General features: G+C 47.6%; 18 protein-coding genes and 3 pseudogenes. 8 read left to right on the top strand and 13 right to left on the bottom strand.

Going from position 1 to position 23794, the window contains the following annotated elements; genetic code table 11:
* The first annotated feature begins 96 nt into the window (after positions 1-96).
* A complete protein-coding gene (gene metE / locus AR543_RS12360; protein WP_060534801.1) occupies positions 97-2391 on the top strand; it encodes a 5-methyltetrahydropteroyltriglutamate--homocysteine S-methyltransferase in 2295 nt (764 codons plus the stop codon).
* Positions 2392-2714: 323 nt separating this feature from the next.
* Here the strand turns inward: metE and AR543_RS12355 are convergent, their stop codons facing one another.
* Both AR543_RS12355 and AR543_RS12350 read right to left on the bottom strand, forming a co-directional pair.
* Positions 2715-3458: a spermidine synthase gene (locus AR543_RS12355; RefSeq protein ID WP_064505580.1), complete on the bottom strand. Its 744-nt coding sequence runs from the start codon at positions 3456-3458 to the stop codon at positions 2715-2717.
* A gap of 120 nt (positions 3459-3578) precedes the next feature.
* Complete coding sequence (locus tag AR543_RS12350) at positions 3579-3803, bottom strand: hypothetical protein (RefSeq protein WP_060534798.1); 225 nt, start codon at positions 3801-3803, stop codon at positions 3579-3581.
* 469 nt (positions 3804-4272) lie between these two features.
* Here AR543_RS12350 and AR543_RS12345 point away from each other — a divergent pair, with 469 nt between their 5' ends.
* Positions 4273-4869, top strand: coding sequence for a hypothetical protein (locus AR543_RS12345; protein WP_060534796.1), 597 nt, complete (start codon positions 4273-4275; stop codon positions 4867-4869).
* A 112-nt stretch (positions 4870-4981) separates the two neighbouring features.
* On the opposite strand, the gene map is transcribed toward AR543_RS12345, so the two are convergent.
* Complete coding sequence (gene map, locus AR543_RS12340; RefSeq protein ID WP_060534794.1) at positions 4982-5728, bottom strand: type I methionyl aminopeptidase; 747 nt, start codon at positions 5726-5728, stop codon at positions 4982-4984.
* Between the two features lie 6 nt (positions 5729-5734).
* Positions 5735-6319 (bottom strand): TetR/AcrR family transcriptional regulator, encoded by a 585-nt coding sequence (locus AR543_RS12335; protein ID WP_060534792.1) that lies wholly within the window; start codon positions 6317-6319, stop codon positions 5735-5737.
* Between the two features lie 346 nt (positions 6320-6665).
* On the opposite strand from AR543_RS12335, the gene AR543_RS12330 reads away from it, so the two are divergent.
* Complete coding sequence (locus AR543_RS12330; protein ID WP_064505579.1) at positions 6666-7193, top strand: GrpB family protein; 528 nt, start codon at positions 6666-6668, stop codon at positions 7191-7193.
* Positions 7194-7200: 7 nt separating this feature from the next.
* Positions 7201-8187 (top strand): phosphotransferase, encoded by a 987-nt coding sequence (locus AR543_RS12325; protein ID WP_060534790.1) that lies wholly within the window; start codon positions 7201-7203, stop codon positions 8185-8187.
* A gap of 96 nt (positions 8188-8283) precedes the next feature.
* On the opposite strand, the gene AR543_RS12320 is transcribed toward AR543_RS12325, so the two are convergent.
* From AR543_RS12320 to AR543_RS12280, 9 genes and pseudogenes are all read right to left on the bottom strand, one after another.
* Positions 8284-10311: a PTS fructose transporter subunit IIABC gene (locus AR543_RS12320; protein ID WP_060534788.1), complete on the bottom strand. Its 2028-nt coding sequence runs from the start codon at positions 10309-10311 to the stop codon at positions 8284-8286.
* 136 nt (positions 10312-10447) lie between these two features.
* Positions 10448-12166 carry a BglG family transcription antiterminator gene (locus tag AR543_RS12315; RefSeq protein WP_060534787.1) on the bottom strand — a complete coding sequence of 573 codons (1719 nt, stop codon included), beginning with the start codon at positions 12164-12166 and terminating at the stop codon, positions 10448-10450.
* 56 nt (positions 12167-12222) lie between these two features.
* The gene (locus AR543_RS12310) at positions 12223-12396 is read right to left on the bottom strand and encodes an HTH domain-containing protein (RefSeq protein ID WP_082472214.1); all 174 of its coding nucleotides are present in this window, start codon (positions 12394-12396) and stop codon (positions 12223-12225) included.
* A gap of 202 nt (positions 12397-12598) precedes the next feature.
* Positions 12599-13558: pseudogene (locus AR543_RS24990) on the bottom strand (acetylxylan esterase).
* Positions 13559-13595: 37 nt separating this feature from the next.
* Positions 13596-14506, bottom strand: a pseudogene (locus tag AR543_RS25055) (glycoside hydrolase family 113).
* Between the two features lie 103 nt (positions 14507-14609).
* A pseudogene (locus tag AR543_RS12295) lies at positions 14610-15654 on the bottom strand (glycoside hydrolase family 130 protein).
* Between the two features lie 119 nt (positions 15655-15773).
* Positions 15774-16583: a carbohydrate ABC transporter permease gene (locus tag AR543_RS12290; RefSeq protein ID WP_418304224.1), complete on the bottom strand. Its 810-nt coding sequence runs from the start codon at positions 16581-16583 to the stop codon at positions 15774-15776.
* Positions 16584-16610: 27 nt separating this feature from the next.
* On the bottom strand, positions 16611-17492 hold the full coding sequence (locus AR543_RS12285; RefSeq protein ID WP_060534783.1) for a carbohydrate ABC transporter permease: 882 nt from the start codon (positions 17490-17492) through the stop codon (positions 16611-16613).
* 104 nt (positions 17493-17596) lie between these two features.
* Positions 17597-18898, bottom strand: coding sequence for an ABC transporter substrate-binding protein (locus AR543_RS12280; RefSeq protein ID WP_060534781.1), 1302 nt, complete (start codon positions 18896-18898; stop codon positions 17597-17599).
* Between the two features lie 218 nt (positions 18899-19116).
* Between AR543_RS12280 and AR543_RS12275 the strand changes: the two genes are divergently transcribed.
* The 4 genes from AR543_RS12275 to AR543_RS12260 all read left to right on the top strand — a co-directional run bounded on the left by AR543_RS12275 (position 19117) and on the right by AR543_RS12260 (position 23781).
* Positions 19117-20286: an AGE family epimerase/isomerase gene (locus tag AR543_RS12275; protein WP_227871742.1), complete on the top strand. Its 1170-nt coding sequence runs from the start codon at positions 19117-19119 to the stop codon at positions 20284-20286.
* Positions 20287-20289: 3 nt separating this feature from the next.
* A complete protein-coding gene (locus tag AR543_RS12270; protein ID WP_060534779.1) occupies positions 20290-21468 on the top strand; it encodes a glycoside hydrolase family 130 protein in 1179 nt (392 codons plus the stop codon).
* 131 nt (positions 21469-21599) lie between these two features.
* Positions 21600-22607, top strand: a complete 1008-nt coding sequence (locus tag AR543_RS12265) for a substrate-binding domain-containing protein (protein WP_060534777.1) — start codon at positions 21600-21602, stop codon at positions 22605-22607.
* 190 nt (positions 22608-22797) lie between these two features.
* On the top strand, positions 22798-23781 hold the full coding sequence (locus AR543_RS12260) for a glycoside hydrolase family 5 protein (protein WP_060534775.1): 984 nt from the start codon (positions 22798-22800) through the stop codon (positions 23779-23781).
* The last annotated feature ends 13 nt before the right edge of the window (positions 23782-23794 follow it).

The raw sequence follows: 23794 nt of genomic DNA, 5'->3' as shown, positions 1-23794 counted from the left end.
ATAGCCAAAACGTATAACCACGCTGCTATATAATGCTGTAATATGAGAAACAACTTAAGCGATAGTATCGCAATCCATATCTGGGAGGAAATGAATATGCCAAGAGTACTTAGCAGCAACCTCGGTTACCCGCGTCTCGGTGAACAACGTGAATGGAAAAAAACACTGGAAAGCTACTGGAGTGGCAAAAGTGACAAGGCGACTTTTTTGGATACAATGAAAAGTCTGCGTCTGGATCATCTGCGCAAGCAGCAGCAGGCAGGTGTCGATCTGATTCCAGTCGGCGACTTCTCTTATTATGATCATGTGCTCGACACAGCTGTCACATTCGGTCTGGTACCTTCCCGTTTTGGTTACACCGGCGGCGAAGTATCGCTGGAACAGTACTTTGGCATCGCTCGTGGTACCAAGGATGCCGCTGCCGGCGAAATGACCAAATGGTTCAATACCAACTATCATTACATCGTACCCGAGCTAAATAATCTGACTCCCCAGCTGACCGAGAATCGTGTGTTGAAGCTTTATCTGGAAGCCAAACAGGAATTGGGACTGGAAGGCAAACCGGTGCTGCTCGGACCGTATACGTTCCTCAAATTATCCAAAGGCTATGATAGCAGTGAGTTTGCTGGCTGGCTGAACAAACTGGTTCTGCTGTATGCCCAGGTGCTTAGCGAGTTGAACCAGGCTGGCGCTAACTGGATACAGATTGACGAGCCTTCACTGGCACTGGACGTATCTGCTGATGAATGGACGCTTGTGCAGGAAGCCTATACCCGACTCAACGAAGCTTCCGGCAACAGCAATTTGCTGCTGCAAACCTACTTTGAAGGTGTCGATGGATTCGGCAAGCTGATCGATCTGCCAGTGCAGGGTATCGGTCTGGACTTTGTATACGGTCTGGAGCAGAATCTCAATGCTCTTGATGACTGGGGCTTCCCGGAAGACAAAGTGATTGGTGTCGGCCTGATCGATGGACGCAATGTATGGCGCTCCAATCTGGAAGAAAAGCTTGGACTGATTAATGTGATCGCCCAGACCGTTTCTCGTGACCGTATTCTGCTGCAGCCTTCTTGCAGTCTGCAATTTGTACCGGTTACTTCCCGTCATGAGACGGCACTGGAGCCTGTCCTGCAAAGTGCGCTTGCTTTTGCAGATGAGAAGCTGGCTGAGCTGGCACTGCTGACCCGTGCAGCGAATATCGGCGGCGCTGCGGTACAGACAGAGCTGGATCAGAGCCGCAAAGCGGTATCCCAACTGGCAGGTTCGGACTGGCGTTCTCCGCAGCATCCGGATCAGGTAGCCAATGAGAACGATACGCGGAATGTTCCTTTCGAAGAGCGTCGCAGCCTGCATGACGAGAAATGGAAACTGCCTGTTCTGCCAACCACAACAATCGGCAGCTTCCCGCAAACGGTGGAAGTTCGTCGTGCCCGCCGCCTGTGGCGTACCGGTGAATGGACGCCGGAGCAGTACGAGCAATTTATCCAGCAGGAGATTCGTGAATGGATTCAGATTCAGGAAGAACTGGGATTGGATGTACTGGTGCATGGTGAATTCGAACGTACGGATATGGTGGAATTTTTCGGGGAACAGCTGGATGGATTTGCTTTTACCAAAAATGGATGGGTACAGTCCTATGGATCACGCTGCGTCAAACCACCGATTATCTATGGCAATGTGAACTTCGTCGAGCCAATGACGGTCAAAGAAACCAAATATGCGCAGTCTCTTACCTCCAAGCCGGTCAAAGGCATGCTGACAGGCCCGGTTACAATCCTCAATTGGTCATTTGTTCGTGATGATATCCCTCGCAGCCAGGTATCGTATCAGATTGCCCGTGCCATTTCCGACGAAATTTTGGCACTGGAAGCGGCTGGTATCGAGATGATTCAGGTCGATGAGCCGGCACTGCGTGAAGGTCTGCCGCTCAAACGCTCCAAATGGCAAGAATATCTGGATTGGGCAGTGGGTTCGTTCCGCCTCTCTACTGCTGCGGTCAAGGAAACAACGCAAATCCATACACATATGTGCTATTCGGAATTCCATGATATTATCGACGCGATCAAAGCGATGGATGCCGATGTTATCTCCATCGAGACTTCACGCAGTCATGGCGAACTGATCTCTTCCTTTGAAGTACACGGTTATGACAAAGGGATTGGCTTGGGCGTCTACGATATCCACAGCCCTCGTGTACCTGGCAAAGAGGAAATGGTACAGCTGATCGAACGTGCCCTGCGCGTACTGGATCCGAAGCTGTTCTGGATTAATCCGGATTGCGGTCTAAAAACACGTGCTCATCCAGAGACAGTCGCTGCCTTGAAATTAATGGTCGAAGCCGCTCAGGATATCCGCCGTCAACTCGGTCAGGAGACCAAGGTCGGCGTGTAATCAGAATGAATCGGTGAAATCCGGACATTAACAGGTATTGCTAAATAGTTATACGTGATGTCTAATAAAGCTAATGTTAGTACTAGATCCATACAGTTAACGGATGATGTATAGGCATAGATAATGATCCCGGTTATTATATCCGCAATACAAAAGCATTCTGCTGCAGTCCTATATAAAAGGGCTGTGCAGAGTGCTTTTGGGTTTGTCAGAAACATGAAATGGGCTATAGACAAGTAGTTTATTTATAAGGACAGAGATGTAATCGAGACGGATACCGAAATAGCTGGCAGCCGGATAATTTATACTTTTCCCAACGACTATCACATTCCATCCCGAATCACATAAGCATACTCAGGCTGCTCCTCCGTAAATCCAGCGAGATAGCGGGATTGATAACGTATAGAGGCCTGACTGCCCATCATAATAATATTGCGTACATCACTGTTCTTCTCTACCGGCAGCTGAAAGCAGCGTACATGAGAAAACACTTCACACATCGTCGTGTAAATCGCATGAATACGTGTATCATGGGTACCTCTGCCGATCAGATTCATGATTAGCGCTCCCTTTTCATGCAGCTTGTGCTGTACCTCTGTGAAAAACTCCAGCGATACCAGCTGATCCGGAGTACCCGATTCATCGAATGCATCGACAATTACACTATCATATTGATCGTTAGGCTGCTTCTCCAGCAGCTGCCTGCCATCCCCAATCCACAGTGGATCGCTTGCACAGCCAAAATACTCGATACTCAGTTCTGCTACGGTAGGATTCAGCTCTGCCACCTGAATCTGTTGATCGGCAAAATAACGACTCAGTGTACCAATCCCCTGTCCGATCATAAAAATATGTTGCGGATCACCCAGATGGTGTTCGAGCAAATGAATAATAGCACGCGGATATTCAAAAACAATTCGCTGTGGATTGTTCAGATCAAGCGCTCCCTGTATATCGGCATTGGCAAACTGCAGAACACGAAAATGTCCTTTTTCCCCGTACAGCCGATCCGTCTCATAGATGGTTATATCCGCATAGGAAGTTGCCTTATGAAATAGCACCTGCACAATTATATTCTCCTTTGATGATCGAGTAGTATTTTTTATCTACCCGCTCTTTTGGTTGAGTCCGTTTCGCCTTTTCGGTCATGCATAGATACACTGACCACTCTATGGACTGCTTTATTGTTATACTGTCTCGACCGGTCGGCGTGTCTGCCATAAATAGAGCAGCAGACCGGCATAGAATAAAGGGAACAATCCCAGCAAGGTGAACATCGCCAGCAGCGAAGGCTCATCCGATTGTAGAGTGATCAATGATTTCAAATAAGGATCAGGTCCCGGCATATCCGGCGATAGCAGCAGTGCATATCCAATAAATCCGATCCAGACGAGTAATAGCACATATTTCATAATAGATGAACCTCGCTTTCCGGCAACCGGGTATTCACTGCTTGATTCTAACAATCGCTGCAATGACTCTCCACTATTACCTTCATCTATTAACCGGTTTGTACATCTAATTAATCCAATCGTTCACTTGCTAGTTGATGCGAATGATTCGCAGAATATGGATCATAGATTTTACCGGATAGAAGGTGCTGCATCTGTATTTTGTACGTGAGTTAAATTCCTTTTAAAATAGTTACATTTTTTTCATGTTTATCGGATTCTTCCCTTTTCTTAATCGGTGGATGGGGTATGTAATGAGCAACAACTATTTTACTTCCTTCCGGGCTACATCTTCCTCCCGATCCCAAAACATATCCACCCCGTATCCAGTTGTATTTTCTGCTACAAAGAGGCTGGTGGCTCAAGTATGCAACTACCTGACAACCGGCTGTTCCGGCCGGATCTCTCTTCATAATGAAAGGAGAACGCCATGTCCAAATTTATTCCTGTCTTGCTGAGCTTCTCTCTGCTGACAACCATGCTGATCGGCTGTACAGACAATAGTTCCTCGTCCAAAGCTAGCTCTGCCCAGGCAGCCCGTACCGATAAACCCGGTCCTTCTGCCGATCCCGTCCTGGGACTGGATAATGTTCAGATGCAGGATGCCATGAAAGCAGCCGTCAAATACTTGAAAACCCAGTATACCGTTGATACTATTTATGACAAAAAAGACGAGTCCAAACAGCTAAAACGGGTTCAGCAAAAGCTCAAGCCCCTGCTGACTACCGAATATTACGAATGGATTCGCACAGAACGATCTGTCGGTTTTCCTTTGCAGATTGCTATCCAGGAAAAAACCTCTATCACTCCCAAAGAAATTACGATTCGCTCCCGTACCGTGTCCAATACCGATCAGATCATCCGTCTATCGTATCGGCTCGATTTTCATCTGAATAAGCAGAATGAGTCGATTCCACTCGGCGGCAAGCTGATTATGCAAAATGAAAATGGCAGCTGGAAAGTCGCCAGCGATTACAATAATGCAGACAGTCTGCGGGAATGGCATGGTATTCCTTACGATCGCTAATTTGCTCTATCCCGCCGTCTGCCTGACCAACAATGCGTATGTCAAAATCAAACCAGCCCATAACGTATTACTTGCCTCCATAAATCCAAGCAATTCTTTTCAAGTACTTCTGTTATTGGGCAGTCAGAACTTGTGGGCCTTCCGCTGTAATAGCAATCGTATGCTCATATTGGGCAGCCAGTTTATGATCCAGGGTTCGCGCTGTCCAGCCATCGGGATCGATAGTCATATGATAGGTACCTTCCGTGATCATCGGCTCGATTGTGAATACCATGCCTTCTTTGAGACGCACGCCTTTGCCGGGCTTGCCAACATGCATATAAGTTGGCTCCTCATGCAGATTCTGACCAATACCATGCGCGAGAAGATCGCGAACTACACCTAAACCGTTCGATTCCGCATGCTGCTGAACCGTACTCGTTATATCGCCTAACCGATTACCGGACTTGGCCTGCTCAATTCCCAGATCAAGACATTCTCTGGTAACACGCATCAGCTTCTCGGCGGTTGGTGATATTTGTCCAACTGCATAACTCCAGGCCGAATCACCCAGCCAGCCATCCAGTTCCGCCACGGTATCGATCGTTACGATATCTCCTTCTTCCAGCGGCTTGTTATCCGGGAAGCCATGTGCGATTACGTCATTTACCGAAGCGCAGGTGGCATACTGATATCCTTTATAGCCTTTCTGATACGGTCTGGCACCATGCTTTAGCATAATCTCTTCGAATATTCGTTCAATCTCATTGGTAGTGATGCCTGGCTGGATCATGGGAGCGATAGTGCGATGACATTCAGCTACCACCTGACAGGCTTTGCGGATAGATTCGATTTCGTGTTTGCTTTTTAAAATGATCATGTGGGTTCAGGGCTCCTTTGTAATAGCTTGCATAGCCAGTTGGGCGATTCGATCAATATCAGGAACGGAATGTTCCGCATAATAGTTCAATCCGCAGCATCCAACCAGTACAGCCAGCATATAGCGGATACTGTCGCTGCTGCATTGTGTCATTGTCTGGAGAGGGATATACAACTGTTCCATAAATCGCTGCCGGGCGGCATGCTGTTCTCGATCCGGCAGACCTGTATAATATTCCGATGCCATTTTATAGACAAGATAAGCGCGGGCATCCGACTGCCAGAGCTGAAGCAGTGATTTGCAGTAGGATAACAGCTGTTCTTGCCCTGTGTAACTACCTATAGTATGGGACCACTCTGTCAGGACGTGCTCGCATCTCTCAAATCCACTGTCCAGTACATCCTTTATCAGTAAATGACGGTTGGGATAATAATGGTAAACTGTGCCATAGCCCAGCTGCGCCTCACGAGCTACATCCCGGATATCAAAACTGCCCCCCGTCCGAAAATAAGACCGTGCCGCTACATCCAAAATCTGTTCTTTGCGCTGCATACGTATAGACTCATTTTGTTCCTTGGTGCGAGGACACATGAACGCCAATGCCTCCTTTTATAGACATACAAATTTGTCGATATAAAAAGAATAGCTGATTTATGGACGACATGCAAAATAAATCTACCGATTCTTAGGTGAATTGAACCCCATTCGAACCTGCTATTGCAACGATTTGGAATAGTAGTACAGCAGACTGCCTATACGACAGATTCTGTTCTTTGATCTATCCTGGCGTACTGATACAATATATGGAAGAAGTGTACATAAAGAAATCCGTTCGCATGGATAAGCTGATATAGCTGCATTTACTGCATCTATTCTACTGTTCCAGTGAGCATTTTTGGTCATAGGTCTGTAAACGCACGAGGAAAGGAGTACAATTATGCGCAAAGTTGATGTAGAGCCATGGACAACGGAGTGGGTGATGAAATACGAAGCAGAAGCAGCTATGTTACGGTCTATTTTTACAGATCAATTGCTCGGTATCCATCATATCGGCAGTACTTCGGTATCTGCAATAGGTTATGCCAAGCCTATTATTGATATTCTGCTGTTGGTCCGGCAGATTCAGGATGTTCCGCTCTACTATGAATCATTAAGATTGGCTGGCTATGAGCCTCGCGGGGAGAACGGGATTGCTGGCCGGGAATACTTTGTCAAAGGTCACGATCAGAGGACTCATCATCTGCATGTTTATGAGCCTTCTCATTTACAGGCTGTACAGCATTTATTGTTTCGGGATTATCTGATTCATCATCCACTGAATGCGCGGCAGTATGGAGAACTCAAGCGGCAGCTGGCTGCCCTTTATCCATCTGATCCAGCTGCCTACCAGCAAGCCAAAGCAGACCACTGCCAATCTATTATGAATAATGCCCAGCAATGGAAAGACATGAACCCGGGAGGATAAACCTGCCATGGATATAGCCTATCAGGAAGATATGATTTTGAATGATATTATCGATGCCTGCGTACAGAGAATGGGATGGCAGATACAATCTATCACACCCATACGCCGCGGCTGGCTGAATCTAAAATGGAAAATACATACCGATAGCGGAATATATCTGATCAAGCAGTATAATCGCGAACGTTTTCAGGCTTATGATCCTGCTGTACTGGAACAGGCTTTTGCGCAGCAGATTCGTTTGCGGGCCAGTGGCATTCCTGCACCGCAGCTAATTACGGATGGTCATACCGTCTGGCATACCTCGGCACTCGGGGAGCGCTTTCTTGTCATGGACTATTGTGAAGGTGAGATTATAATGCCGGGCATGGTAAATGAAGCTCAGCTATATGATCTGGGACGAATTACCGGACAGATGCATCGTCTGCTGAATGATAACTCTTTACCAGTACAAGCGCCGCCACTGTTCCAGCCACCGACGCGTGATCAGCGACTACAATATTGGGAGCAATTATATATCCAATTCCAGGAAGAAGGACATCAAATCTATTTGCCAATAGTGGAGCAGCAGCGCCAGACGACTATTACGATGAATATGGATATCTTGCAAACTCTTCGTCCAGGCTGGGCTCATCGTGATCTATGGACCGATAATCTTTTGTTCTACCCGGATAAAGTTACTGCTGTACTGGATTATGACCGATTGAACTATGATTATCCGCAGCTGGATATTGCGCGGGCTATTCTATCCTGCGTCTGGGATGGAGAGTTTGATTTGACCCGGGCTGCAGCTTTTATGCAAGGATATCGTGAAGTACATCCTCATTATAACGAGCGGCTGAGTGTGTCTTTGCAGGCGCTGTGGTATATGGAAAGCGTCTGGTGGATTCGAACCGGCATGGATAAGGACAGCGGACCACCAGTTCGATTTGTGCGGGAGATGAGCTGGCTAGCTGAGCATTATGGAGTATTGGATGAGATTATAGACTTTTTATGAAAAGTAAATATAATTACAAAAAGCAAAGCAGCGCAGAATAGACTCTGTGCTGCTTTGCTTTGGTAGTGACTGCTTTTGTGGTGACCACTTTTGAAATTAACGGATTTGTTCGAGTAATTGATAAGCTTCTTCACGGCTGCTTACCTGCAGTAGCTGATTGCGATACTGTTCATCCATCAGTTTACGGGACAGCATTTGCAGTACTTTGAGATGGGCATTGCCCTGGCTGCTGCGCGGTACGGCAATCATGAAAATCAACCGTGCGTCTGTACCATCCATACTGTGCCAGTCTACTCCATCTTGCTTTAGACCGAATACGACTGCTGGACGTTGAACCGCCTGTGATTTGCCATGCGGAATTGCTATATTCATGCCGATACCGGTAGTACTCTCATGTTCACGATCCAGAATAGCCTGCTTGAAATCGGTAGCAGAAGTCAGTCTCCCCTGCTGATCCAAAATATCAATCATCTCATCGATCACCTGATCGCGGCTTTCTCCCTGGAGATTCAGCTCGATCAGATCCAGATCCATAATATCGGTCAGCTGTTCGATTCTAGTTTCTTCAGCGGGGCTGGCAGATTGTGCCGCATCCTGTTGTCCAGTCGATGCTCCAGTATGAACCGCAGAAGACGATACATGGCTATTGCCGGATACTGCCTGATGATCTGCTGGTGCTGCAGATGTATCCTGATCGTTGAACATGCCCTCGGGCTGCAGCTGTTCTTCAAGCGGCAGGGTTTTTTTGAGCAATGTAATGAGCAGGGCTGCTACGACTACACCGACAATAATAGCAATAAAGAACATAATAATATGATCGACTGCGCCCAGTACGCCTACAATCGGACCGCCATGGGCTACGCGGTCTCCCACATGACCGAGCATAGCAATCACCGATCCGGTCATTGAACCCACCATGATACTTGGAATAACACGCAGCGGGTCCTGAGCGGCAAATGGAATCGCGCCTTCGGTAATTCCAAACAATCCCATTGTAAATGCCGCCTTGCCAGCTTCGCGTTCTGCCGGGCGGAACTTATGCTTGGCGATAAAGGTAGCCAGTCCCATACTGATCGGCGGAATACAGATCGCTACAGCAATCGGGCCCATAATCTCGTAGTTCCCTTCTCCGATCATAGCCGAACCGAACAAAAAGGCTACCTTGTTCACCGGCCCACCCATATCAAAAGAAATCATCGCTCCCAAAATCAGCGCGAGCAGTACGGAACTCGTTCCCTGCATACTTGCCAGCCATACAGTTAATACTTCAAAAACATGGGCAATCGGCGCACCGATCAAGAATACGAATACCAGCCCCACTACAAGCGACGACAGGATCGGAATAATAATGATAGGCATGATCGGCTGAAGCGCCCGCGGTACTTTGAGCTTCTTGATCCCCAGTGCTACATAACCTGCCAGAAAACCGGCTACAATCCCGCCGATAAATCCGGCTCCCGATTCGCTATGATAAAAGCTTCCTGTAGCTGCGATATAACCGCCAATCACACCGGGTGCAATACCTGGCCGGTCCGCAATACTATAAGCGATAAAGCCTGCCAGTATAGGTACCATAAAGGTAAAGGATGCAGCACCAATCTGCTCAATCGTTTTCCAGAATGATCCGTCGGGAATAACCAGTCCGCCTGGTGTTTTCTGTCCACCCAGTGTAAGTGCAATCGCAATCAGCAAACCTCCTACCACGATAAAAGGAATCATATAAGAAACTCCGCTCATCAGATGGCGATAGATTGGATTCTGCTTATCCTGGCGTTCCTGCTTTCCTGTTGCCGAAGAGCTTTTGGCTGCCTGATGAACAGGTACTTCACCTTCGCTAAATCGCTTGATCAATTCCTGCGGCTTACGGATACCATCCTGTACACCGACTACGAGCAGGCGCTTGCCACCGAATCTGGAGGTATTGACCGTTTTGTCCGCTGCGATAATGATTCCATCCGCTTCACGTATATCCTGCTCGGTAAATTCATTCTCGACACCAATCGAACCCTGTGTTTCCACTTTCATCTGAATACCGAGCTGATCAGCTGCTTTTTGCAGATTTTCCGCTGCCATATACGTATGTGCAATTCCATTGGGACATGAGGTAATTGCCAGTAATTTCATGCTTATCATCCTCCATTGTTGTAACGCTTACATGTATTATAAACAGGAGAATGCCTATCAAATGTTCAACCTTTTACCGGAAGACGCAGCAAGATGCGGTAAAAGCAGTTTTATTTCCGGAACACGGATATTATCGCTAAAATCCGCTCAGAAATGTCATCACATCCTGCTGTTCACGCAGACGCTGAACCAGCAGCGGATTCTCGCTGATCCCGGATAATTCGCGGAAAAGCAGCCGCGTCTCCTGTTGATCTTCATTTTGTACAGCCAGCATAAATACGAGTGAGACATACTCATTGCCCCAGCGCAGCGGCTGTTGTAATGTCGCAATAGCAATTGCCGACTGGACGATATGCTGCGGGCTGCCGTGCGGAATAGCTACGCCCATGCCTATTGTTGTCGCAGACATTTTCTCACGGATAATAGCGCTGTGAATATATTCCGCGGTAACAAATCCTTTTTGATGCAGCAGCTGACCGAGTCGTTCAATAATCTCATAGGGATGGTCGGCCTGCTGCTGAAGCAGAACAAGAAAAGGGGTTGTATATTTGAGCAGGATCGATTCCTGCGGCTTCTCGGTCTGGGTATGTTCCGACTTTTGGATAAACAGCTCCAGCTTTTTCTCTTCTCCTGCCTCCAGCAGCGGGGAAATAACAATATAAGGCACCGATACAGGTGGCAGCTCAATCGTCGAGATGATCATATCTACCTGATGCCGACGCAGAAACTCATCCAGCTCGGCCAGTCCAATACAGCCTGCCACATGCACTGCGTAGAATTTGCGCTCGATCCGGGAAGAAAGCAGTTGGGACATTCCGACTCCCATATGACATACAATCACAACCTGCTTGTGCTTGCGGCTGCTATGATTGAGCCGCTCTACAGCTGCCTGAAAATGCAGTGTCAGATAAGCCATTTCCTCTTCCGGAATAGTCAATCCGTATTCCTGGTTAATCTCATCTACAGCCGATACCATCATATCGAACATATAGGGATACATTTTCTTGATCTCGTGCAGCATCGGGTTGGTGACTGGCAGTCCATACTGGAGCCGGTTAAGCGTCGTGCGCAGATGTACGTGCAGTCCGCTGATCAATGTTTCGTCTCTTGTAAAATCAATCAAATTCAGACTGCACATCGTTCGTACCAGCTGATCCACCAGAATAACAGACAGCCCTTCACTGCCTTTCTCTGCCGGTTGAGTATCATTTCGATCCGGTTTGTAGCGCAGCTTGCCGCCCAGCAGATGCAGTGCCAGATAACACTTCTCCATTTCGGGGAAAGACATCGCAAATGATTTTCCCAGATCAGCTGCCAGTTCGCTGGCCCATTCATATTCACGCTTTTGACGGATCTCTTCCATTTCGCTGCCGGTTACCATGATCGGCTGTCCCAGTTTGATTCGGCGGCTGATCAGCAAAATATGGATCACCAGACTATCGAATGTCTCATCTGTAAAATCAAGCTGATGCCGCCGGCATAACGCTTCCAGCTCGTGATAGACCGTATCCACCTCGTGAGCGGCAAACTGGCTTTTGAGCCATTTGCCTGCAGGCTCTCCGGTATCGGCCAGCGGTTCAGCCGTACCAGCGCAGTCGTTTGTGACGCTCTCCCCCTCAATGACCATACCGATTCGCTGCCGGGTGACCATCCGCAAATGAAACGGCGCCAGCCAGTCGGTAATCAGATCCAGATCACTGCGAATCGTATTGCGGCTCACATAAAAAGCATCCGCCAGTTCCTGTGCAGTCAACGGTTCCGTGCTCATCAGCAGCCGGTAGGCAATCTGCACAATCCGCTCTTTGTCCGGGACGATAATGGCGGATGGCTGTATCGTCTGCAGCCGCGCAAGCATCGCATGGATCGCTTCGCCGGATGCGCTCAGACTGATACCTGCACCGGGTCTTCGAATCAGCGCTGCCGATGGATAGCCGCTATATACTGTTCAATCATTTTGCAATCGTTACGAACTGTCTTTTCCGAGCAGTGCAGCTGATCCGCAACATTCTGAATCTGGATAAACTGTCCGGAATGATGCAGGAGAAGCTGTAAAATATCCTGCTGTCTGGCATTTAGCAATATCATTGTTATTCGTTACTCCTTCACAATCGGACAGGAGCTTCTTGCTCTGTCCGTAACCGTCTGTCGATATCGGCTGCACTATTTTCTCCTGTCTTGCAGCCTGAAATGCAATAATAACCGGAGCCTCCGAGAAGGTCCGGTTATTATAATCCGTTACATTTTTATACAATGAAATATCATTACATGCAAGGCTACAGGCAAGAAATTATGCATGCAGCTGCATCAGCTTCTGTAAAGTCCGATCAGCCAGAGCAGGCAAATACTCATGTCCGTATTCATGATACAGCAGCATTTCCTTGGGTGACGTAATTTTGTTGTAGGCTGCAAACTGGGTAGATGGCGGACAGATGATATCTGCCAATCCGGTTACCCATAGCACATCCCCTGGATACGCGGCGCCAGATTCTGGATATCAATATAGCCCAGTTTTCAAAAATCTCGTCTTCTCGATAATGATGCGGATCAAAAAACGGAAATAATAGACCAGTTCTTCATAAGCGGAAGTCGTTGGTTCAGCTGACTCGCCTGCTTATAATCCGATAGAAACGGATAGACCGGCACAGCAACCTTGATACGAGGCTCCAGTGCAGCACATGCAACCGTAAGCGCTCCACCCTGGGACAGACCATGAGCAGCGATCCGTTCGGGATCGACTCCCTCCAGCGACATCAGAATACGGGCAGCCTGTACGGTATCCAAAACACATTGCGAAAATACAGCTTGTCCGGATCCGGATCATCAATACCACGGATAAAATGTCCACGAATCGTCGTCCCTTTACTGTCAGTGCATCCTCCGACCAGCCACCCTGCCCCGGCAATCCATCGCCAGAACGGTAAATCCATGAGCCGCATAGCCGATTTTGTCAAACCAGTCTCCGCTGTCACACGCATATCCATGGAACATGACCAATCCGGGACCCACAGGACGCGAAGGGCTTCGGCAGGCTGTACCAGTTTGCAATGGATTCTCGCGCCGCCGATTCCTGTAAAATACAAATGATAACACTGTGCCACCGGTGAATCGTAGTCGCCGGAACCAGCTCATACTCCAGAGATTGTTGATCCAGCTCGGCGAGTCCCTTCCCAGTATTCATCAAAATCCACAGGTCTCGGACTGCTGCCCATGTACTTTTTAATTGCTCCAAAGACATGTCTACCGCCATCGGTTCTCCCCTTTTCCACTTGTCCTGCTGTCTTACTCTACGGTCTGCAGACGCTCCGGCAGTGAAGTATAAAACTCCGGATCACCTGCTCGGCCGGCTTGCCGTATACGCTGTATCCATCATGATTCAAGGCTTCCTGTTCATTGTACAGTGCGGCGCTCCAGCCCATAATCCAAATCCATTCACCACGGAGGGTTCTACTAGCGTTGAACATCGCTGTATAATAGTCAGCCTGTTCTCCCGGATTCACTGCGCCTGCCCACTCCCAATCATTCGGGATCATTGCCGAACCGGTACGGCTGGGACAGCCAGCTTCCGCAAAGAAAAACGGCTTCTTATATGGACGGATAATCGATTCAATCCGGTTCAGCTGATCGTCCCAATCATGGATCGGATAATAACCGCTGGACGAGATCACATCGACCGCGTCCCACCATTTCACATTATCCTCCTGATATTTATCCGTATTGTACGTAATCAGACCGGAATAGTCCTGACGTACATCCGCTATCAGCTGACCCACTCTGCTGCTCGCCGTTCGGTCTGCACCATTTCACAGCCGACAATCATCATCTCGCAGCCTGTCTGCTCGGCAATCCGGGCATAATGCCGCTGATAATCGGTATAGCTAGCAAACCATTCATGCCATTTGGGCTCACAGGGTACGTTCTGATCAAAAAAGTTGATATGCGCCCGCCAGGTACCATTGCGGCAGTTCACGGTCGGTTTCATAATCAGTTTGAGTCCCAGAGAACGGGCATACTCCAGCATGGCAATCAGCTCATCATCTTCCACCATGTGTTCTCCGCGGTAATCCACCTGTGTGGAATGAGGCGTATCCTGCAATGCGGCCAAGGCAAAAATAACAGTAGTACTACCGGTGCGTTCTTGCATAAGCCGCAGCGATTCTCTAGCTTCAGGTGCGCGGAAGCTGCCACGTCCACTCATCCAGCCATAGGTAAATCCTTTGATGTAGTCCATGAATCCATTCCTCTCTGCTCCTGCTGTTGGGTTCATTGTGCTGCTTTGTCCATATTGCGCCAGAGACCCATTACATGCGGCCAATCTCCTGATCATCCGCGATCTCTTCATGATGCTCGATCACATAGCCTACAATCTCTTCGACCGTGGTATAAGCAACGCCCACATACGTATCCGCTGCTCCGTAATAAATAGCAATTCGTCCGGTATTTGCATCATGCAGAGTCGCACAAGGGAAAATAACATTGGCGACAAATCCGCGTTCTTCATACCATTCTTCCGGTGTCAGCACAAAGGTGGACGCGCGATATTTCACACGGGACGGCTCGTCCTTGTCGAGAATTACTGCACCCATACTGTACACGAGACCATTGCAGGTACCGGTTACACCATGGTAGAACATCAGCCAGCCTTCGCTGGTCTCGATCGGTGCAGGCCCTCCACCGATTTTGACAGCCTGCCACCAGCCCTGTCCGCCTTTGGCCATCACATGACGATGCTTGCCCCAGTAGACCAGATCGGGACTTTCACTGACAAATACATCACCAAATGGAGTATGTCCGCTGTCACTTGGACGGGACAACATCAGGAAGTTGCCGTTTACTTTGCGGGGAACAATACACCATTGCGGTTGAAGGGCAGGAATGGATTTTCCAGACGGGTAAATGATTTGAAATCCTGGGTGCTGGCAAATCCTATCGCCGCTCCATAAAAATCGGTGCACCAGATAATATAATAGGTATCTTCTACTTTGACGAGGCGCGGATCATAGGCATAGTTCGGTTGAAACGGCTCTCCTGCTTCATCGTGGAATTCAATGCGCTCTTCTTCAATCTGCCAGTCCAGCCCATTGTCACTCCAGCCCAGATGCAGATGTGGACGTCCATTCACCGTTTCCGCACGGAATATGCCTACGAACCGTCCCTCATAGGGAACAACCGCACTGTAAAAATGCGCGCGATTCCTTTGACCGGATTACGGCCGATCACTGGATTCGCCGTATGGCGCCATACCGGAAATTCGTAACCTTCGGGCTTATCCTGCCATGGCATTGCAGCCAGCGGCTCGCCAATAATTTTCACCGTAGTTACAGTCTTGTTTTGAATATCAGTCATGATTAATCTCCTCCATGTTCTCTTTTTGGGTTTTGCATTTTGGGTTTGGGAAAAGTTATGCTGAGAATAAGAAATAGCAAGTAAACCAGTAAAACTGCTGTATACTCACAAAACGATTTTTATTTCACGGAACCATTGGTGAATCCGTTATAAATGTACTTTTGCAGGATCAGGAAAATAATTAGCGTAGGAATAATAGCGATCATAATGCCTGCACAGATCACTTCCCACTGGGAGCCATACGGTCCCTTGAATTTGAACAAAGCGGTTGATATGACCTGCAATCCCGATTTGGGCATATACAGAAATGGAATATAAAAGTCATTGTAAATATTGATTCCTTTGACAATAATGACCGTGACAATCGCCGGCTTCAGCAGCGGCAAAATAATTTTCCAGTAAATCGTAAAGTATGAGGCTCCATCCAGCATCGCCGATTCATCCAGCGCCGGAGCGATCGATTCCAGAAACTGCAGGAAAATGTACACGGCGATAATATCCGTACCGAGATACAGGATAATGGCAGCCCAGTGTGTATTGACCAGATCAAGCGCATTAACGATCTGGAAGGTAGCTACCTGGGTCGTTACACTCGGAATAAGCGTCGCCAGCAGGAAAGCACCCATGATTAGCTTGCTGCCTCTAAACTGGAATCGATTGAGTACAAAAGCGATCATCGAACCGGTTAGCGTGGCGCCGACAATCGAGATCACCAGGATAAAGGTCGTATTGGCAAAACCGAGCAGCATTTTGCCATCTACAAAAGCTTTGGTGTAATTGGCAAAGTTCAGCCAGTTGTCCGGAGGCAGCAGCGGACTGGTAGAAGCGTATTCTTGCTTGGTTTTGAATGATGCAAAAAAGACAACCAGGATCGGCAGCAGTGCAATGATTGCACCAATGATCAGAGTGGCGTATTTGAATGTGGACATGGCCGAATATTTGAGTCTATACACAGCTTATTTCTCCTCCTTCACCAGCATACGCTGTGCAGCAGTAACGATCACAACAATAAATAGCAGGATAACCGCCATAGCGGATGCCAGCCCCAGCTTGCTGTATTTAAAGGCCAAATCAATTGTCTGAATAACAAAGGTCTCACTACCGTTCGAGCCACCCACCATAATATAAGGAATATCAAAAGCACTGATAGCTCCACTTACAGCGAGAATAATATTCAGCTGTACGATCTTGCCAATACTCGGCAAAATAATATGCCGGAATTGATGCCAGCGGTTGGCACCATCAATATCGGCTGCTTCATACACATCACGGTCAATCGACGAGATCGCACCGAGGAAAATAATAAAGTTGAAGCCCATATACCGCCATACGGAAGCACCGGCGAGCGAGTAGTTAATAATATTCGGATTGCCCAGCCATAGCTGTATGTAATGACCGAGTCCAAGTGCATTCAACAGCGTATCCAGCGTGCCGTCTGGACGGAAGAAAAACAGAAAAATAAAACCGATTGCTACTCCGTTCAGCATATAGGGGAAAAACAGGACTCCTTTAAAGAAGTTCTTGAAACGGGTGCTAAAACTGAGAATAGTCGCAAAATAAAGCGCCAGTCCCATCTGCACAAATGTGGCAAAAAAGTAATACAGACTGACTTTGAATACAGCAAAATATTCGGGTTCGCTAAAAATCCGTTTGTAATTTGCAAAGCCTACATAATCCATATGCTTGCTATAGCCATTCCAGTCGGTAAAGCTATACTTGAACATATTGAACACAGGCAGATAGGAAAATGTAATTAGCAGAATCATCGGAATAGCCGAAAAAGCAGCTATAATTATTTTTCGTTGGGTCGAATAATTGTAATTGGAAAGTTTGAACATCCTTTACCTCCAGCTTCGCTCAGATACCAAAACCTTGCTGTCCCGCTGCAGCAGTCCCGGGAAGAAAGCAGGATTATCGCCTGCTCTCCCGTCCGCCTAACAGATTATTGCTCTGTGACAGCTGCTCTCGCTTTGATCCATGCGTCATTCAATTGCTTCATAATCTCATCATAGGATTCATTTTTGTTGCCGATTGCCGCTTCGATAATCCGCTTTTTGAAATCTGGCTGCCATAGTCCGATTTCCGCTTCCTTATCGATCTTGTCTACCAATCCTTCCTGACCGGCTTTGCCCGGAGTCAGCGTCTCAAAGCTAACGCCCTCTTTTTCGTACTCCTTGAGAATAGGTGGCAATTCGGAACCTTTGACTGCACTGATGCTTCCGGCTTGTTCTACAGAATAATTGGATTTATTGATAAACCAGTCTACCCATGCTTTGGCAGCCGGTTTGTTTTCGCTGTTCACATTGACGCCGATATTGTAGTCTGCTGCCAGAGGTACAACGACTTTGGCTGCATTGGTCGGGAACGGCATAAAGCCGATATCGTCAGGATTGGAAGCTACACTCTTGATCTGATCGATCGCCCAGGAGCCCAGTACCATTGCACCGATTTTGCCATTGGCCAGATCGGCTTTGGAGCTTTCCCAATCGGTTGTTGTCGGATCTTTCTCAATCAGACCGCTTTTGGCTGCATCATACAGAACCTTGTACAGTTCATAATGCGGCTGTCCCGGTACAAAATTATCATCCGAGTTGGGCTGGGTAATATTGACGTAATTCGGATCGCCTGCCACTGTTATCAGATCGGATTCCCACTGGGTAAGCGGCCAACCGGCAGCATAGTTGGTATAAAGAGGAACCGCTTGCGTTTTGTCCTTGATCTGCTGCAGTGCCTGCTGGAACTGCTCGGTAGTCTGCGGAACTTTGGCAACTCCCGCCTGTTTGAATACCTGTTTGTTATAGATGATGCCGGAATAAGTGATTGCCACCGGAATACCATAGATCTGGTTATCTACCATTCGCTCTTCGATCCCGGTATATTTTTGTTTCATTTCATCATAAGAACCGAGCGGTTCAAAGAAATCGGGAATATCCTTGATCGGAATACTGGTTGGAATGAGCAGTACATCTCCATAATCTTCTGTACTCATCCGTACTTTGATCTGTCCTTCGTAGTCGGACAGTGCTTCGAAATTTACTTTAACGTCAGGATAAATCTTGTTAAATTCCTTGGCGTAATCCTGAAATACGGTATCCACGATATCTGTACGCTGCGTAATTACTGTAATGTCGCCTTCGATTTTATTTGGATCGCTATTGTCCGAGCTGCCTTTGGAACAGCCTCCCAACAGTGAAACTACCAGCAATGACGCTACGAAGCTGGAAAACCATTTGCGCTTCTTCATTCCAATCCCCTTCCTTATTCCATAACTTTATTTAACCTTATCGATTAGGTTACATACGCATTCTATATTGTGAGCGCTTTCTAGTCAATCGTTATTTTAATACGTTATTCTAAATAACTGGCTTCTATTTCTATATTTTTCAATTGACATTTGCTTTTGTTAGTCATTATAGTGTTCACATAAGGTTATCGATAAAGTTATATTAGGATGGTGCCGATGTGACAATATTACAAAAAGAGATTCGGCAGGAATGGCTGGAGCATATCCTCCCTTTCTGGATGAAGCTCAAAGATGAACAGTATGGAGGGTATTATGGTGAGGTCGGCTATGATCTGAATATCTCTTCCAACCCACCCAAGGGCGGTATTGCAACAGCACGTCTTCTCTGGTCTTTTGCTGCTGCTTACCGGATAACCGGTGATTCCCAGTATGCCCAACATGCCAGACATGCATACCAGTTTCTGTCTGGTCCGCTGTATGATCAAGAACATGAAGGCATTTACTGGGCTGTCGATTATCAGGGTAATCCGCTGGATACGCGCAAGCATGTGTATAATCAGGCTTTTGCTATTTACGCGTTCAGTGAATATTACCGGGCAACCGGCGAGGAAGAAGCGCTGCAGCTATCTATCCGGCTGTTTCGGTGGTTGGAACAAACCGGCTACAATCATCAAACCGGAGCCTATCGCGAAGAATTCGATCGTTTCTGGCAGGAGCAGCCCAACGAGATGCTGAGTGAAAATGGTGTCATCGCCGACATTACGATGAATACACACATCCACATATTGGAAGCGTATACGAATCTGTACCGGGTTTGGCCGGATGAACAAGTCCACCAGGCGCTCGATAATCTGCTGCTGATTTTGCATGATCGCATGTATGATCCACAGCTGCGGAGGCTGAATGTATTTTTTGATAACCAGTGGAATTCCCTGCTGGACCTCACTTCATTTGGACATGATATCGAAGCCAGCTGGCTGATTGACGATGCTATGCAAGTGATCGGCAATACCGATCCTGTCTATCAGCAGATGGTTATTGATATGGCTTACCGTGTTGCCGAAGTAGCTATACAGCCGGATGGATCACTGATGAATGAGCAGGAAAATGATCATATCGATACTTCGCGGATCTGGTGGGTACAGGCCGAGGCCGTGGTTGGATTTTACAATGCGTATCAGCGTACCGGTGATAATCAATTTCTTCAATTGATTGATAAATTGTGGGCGTATATCAAAGTCCATATTATTGATCCGCGTCCAGGCGGGGAATGGTTCTGGTCCGCTGACGATCAGGGAGAGCCCGGACAGCGCGAAGTCGCAGGCATGTGGAAATGTCCGTATCATAACAGCCGTTTTTGTATCGAAATTACCGAGAGGATGAATTAAGCGATGATCCATGAACAATACGCAGTACTCGCAGCCAAGCAGGAACAATTGCTGAACCGACGCAATGAGAAAAATACAGAGTTCTATAACGGTATCTATGATCGTTACCGCTATCCGGTCGTCACACGTCATCATATCCCTGTTCACTGGAGATATGATCTGGACGCACAGCGCAATCCGCATTTTATGGAGCGACTGGGGATTAACGCAGCTCTTAACCCGGGAGCGATCTATCATGAAGGCAAATATATCCTGGTTGTTCGTACCGAAGGACTGGATCGTAAATCCTTTTTTGCCCTTGCCGAAAGCGACAACGGAGTGGATGGATTCCGGTTTACAGGCAAGCCGCTAACCTGGGATGATGTGGACCCTGCCGAGACCAATATGTATGATATGCGTCTGGTCAAGCACGAAGATGGCTGGATCTATGGTATCTACTGCTCCGAGCAAAAAGATCCCGATGCACCTGCCAATGATACATCCAGTGCGGTAGCACAGGCAGGACTTGTTCGTACTCGTGATCTCAAAACCTGGGAGCGTCTGCCGAATATCCGTACCTCCTCTCCACAGCAGCGCAATGTGGTGCTGCATCCGGAATTTGTAAATGGGAAATACGGATTTTATACACGTCCACAGGATGGATTTATCTCTACCGGTTCCGGCGGTGGTATCGCTTTTGGATGGTGCGATGATATTCTGAATCCTGTGATCAAGACCGAGACAGTCATGGATGAACGCCGCTACCACACGGTCTATGAAGCCAAAAATGGACAGGGGCCTGCCCCGATCAAGACGGAGCGCGGCTGGGTACATATCGCTCATGGTGTGCGCAACACAGCAGCCGGTCTACGGTATGTACTGTATGTGTTTGTAACCAGTCTGGAAGATCCGTCCATTGTTATTGCCAAGCCGGGCGGCCTGTTTATTGCTCCTTATGATGATGAGCGCGTAGGTGATGTATCCAATGTTATTTTCTGCAATGGTGCAGTCGTGAACGAACAAGGCGAAGTGTACATCTATTATGCTTCCAGTGATACACGTGTTCATGTAGCGGTCACCAATCTGGAGAAACTCACCGATTACGCATTCAACACGCCTGCCGATCCGCTGCGTTCCCTGGATTGTGCGATCCAGCGTTCCGCGCTGATCGAAGAGAATGAACGCCTGCTGGCATCCCGTTAATTCATGGGTCTTTTCATTTCCCGTCCTCGATTTCTTTATTACTCTACAGTAAAACTGTATACTGTGTTTACAATAACGACTTTTGTTGAGACAAACAGTATTCATTTACAAGAGAGGCCGGGAGAGAAATGATGAATAAAAATATTACGATGCGTGACATTGCACTCAAAATGGGCGTCAGCAGTGTTACCGTCTCCAAAGCGCTGAATGACAAAGATGGTGTCAGCGATGAACTCAAGGAAAAGATCAAGCTGGCGGCCTGGGAAATGGGTTATCGCATGAATACGGTAGCCAAGTCGATGCGTGAAGGACTTACGTATAATCTGGGTGTTATCATTCCCGAGCGATTCACCGGCACCTCCCAGACCTTTTACCTGCGCCTGTACCAGGAAATTGCGGTTGCGCTTCAGCAGCATAATTATTATGGCATTCTGCATATTCTGAGCCGCGAAGATGAGGAACAGCTGCATTTGCCGCGTATCTATCATGAACAAAAAGTCGACGGTTTTATTTTGCTGGGACAGGTGAGCAAGGAATATATCGAGGTCATCGAGCAGATCGAGCAGCCCAAGATGTTTCTCGACTTTTATGATGAGCATGCCGAGATTGATTCCATCATCACGGACAACTTTTACGGCGCTTATGAACTGACCAATTATCTGATTCGCCAGGGGCATCGCGATATCGCCTATGTGGGCAATCTCTATTCAACGAGCAGTATCCAGGACCGGTTTCTCGGCTATTACAAATCACTGCTGGAGCATCATCTGCCTTTGCGCCAGGAATGGATACTGAGTGACCGTGATGAACAGGGTACATTTGTTGATCTGGAGCTTCCTTCTTCCCTGCCTACGGCTTTTGTATGCAACTGTGATCAAGTCGCCCATCTGCTCCTGCAGCAGCTGCGCGCCGAGGGATATCAGGTACCGCAGGATTGTTCGGTTGTTGGCTTTGATAATGATATCTACGCGACCCTGTCCGAACCGCATCTGACGACGATTGAAGTGAATATTAACAAGATGGCCTATACCGCCGTCGATTCCATTCTCAAAAAGATACGTGACCCGCATACAAGTTTTGGAAGAGTACTTGTACCGGGCAATATCATATACCGGGATTCCGTAAAAGATATGACGTAACCTACAAGGATACACGTTGATCCGATCCGGCGATTCCTTTTCGCTATCCTGCCACGTACCTAGCGGCAGCTCACGGATTACCGAATCATCTGTACAATTTTAGCCCATGTGGTTCCGGCTGGCTGGCCAGCCTGTTCAAGCAATTGCGCCGGAATCGCTGGTTAAAATAAAAAAATCTGGAGGTTGTTGTATGAAAAAGCTGTTGTGCAAAGGGTTACTGTCTACGCTTGTCATGGTTCTGGCTATCTATGGAATGAACAGTTTTGCACCCAAAGCGTCTGCTGCAACAGGGTTTTATGTAAGCGGTACCAAATTGTACGATTCTACCGGTAAGCCTTTTGCCATGCGGGGTATCAACCATGCACATACCTGGTACAAAAACGATCTGTCTACAGCTATTCCTGCTATTGCGCGTACTGGAGCCAATACGGTTCGCATCGTCCTGTCCAATGGGATGCAGTACACCAAAGATGATGTGAATTCGGTTAAAAATATTATTTCCCTCGTCAACCAGAATAAAATGATCGCTGTGCTTGAAGTACATGATGCTACAGGCAAAGACGATTATAACTCGCTGGATGCTGCCGTAAACTATTGGATTAGCATCAAAGATGCCCTGATCGGCAAAGAAGATCGTGTTATCGTGAATATTGCCAATGAGTGGTATGGCACATGGAATGGAAGCGCCTGGGCAGACGGTTACAAGCAGGCGATTCCCAAGCTCAGAAATGCAGGCATCAAAAATACCCTGATTGTGGATGCCGCCGGCTGGGGACAATACCCACAATCGATCGTAGATTATGGACAAAGTGTATTCGCAGCCGATTCACAGCGAAATACCATATTCTCGATTCATATGTACGAATACGCGGGCAAAGACGCAGCTACTGTCAAAGCCAATATTGATGGTGTACTAAACAAAGGACTTCCTGTAATCATCGGTGAATTTGGCGGCTACCATACGAATGGTGATGTGGATGAGTACGCGATCATGAGATATGGGCAGGAAAAAGGTATCGGCTGGCTCGCCTGGTCCTGGTATGGCAACAGCAGCAATCTGAACTATCTGGATCTGGCAACGGGTCCCAATGGCAGCCTGACCAGCTTTGGTAACACGGTAGTCAATGATCCAAGCGGAATCAAGGCGACTTCCCAGAAAGCTGGCATCTTCTAAATTCTCTTCTTGT

Origin of the sequence: Paenibacillus bovis (assembly GCF_001421015.2) — a bacterium.
Lineage (GTDB): Bacteria > Bacillota > Bacilli > Paenibacillales > Paenibacillaceae > Saccharibacillus > Saccharibacillus bovis.
The sequence above is the reverse complement of the archived record's forward strand: the minus strand, read 5'-3'. Positions and strand labels throughout refer to the sequence as shown.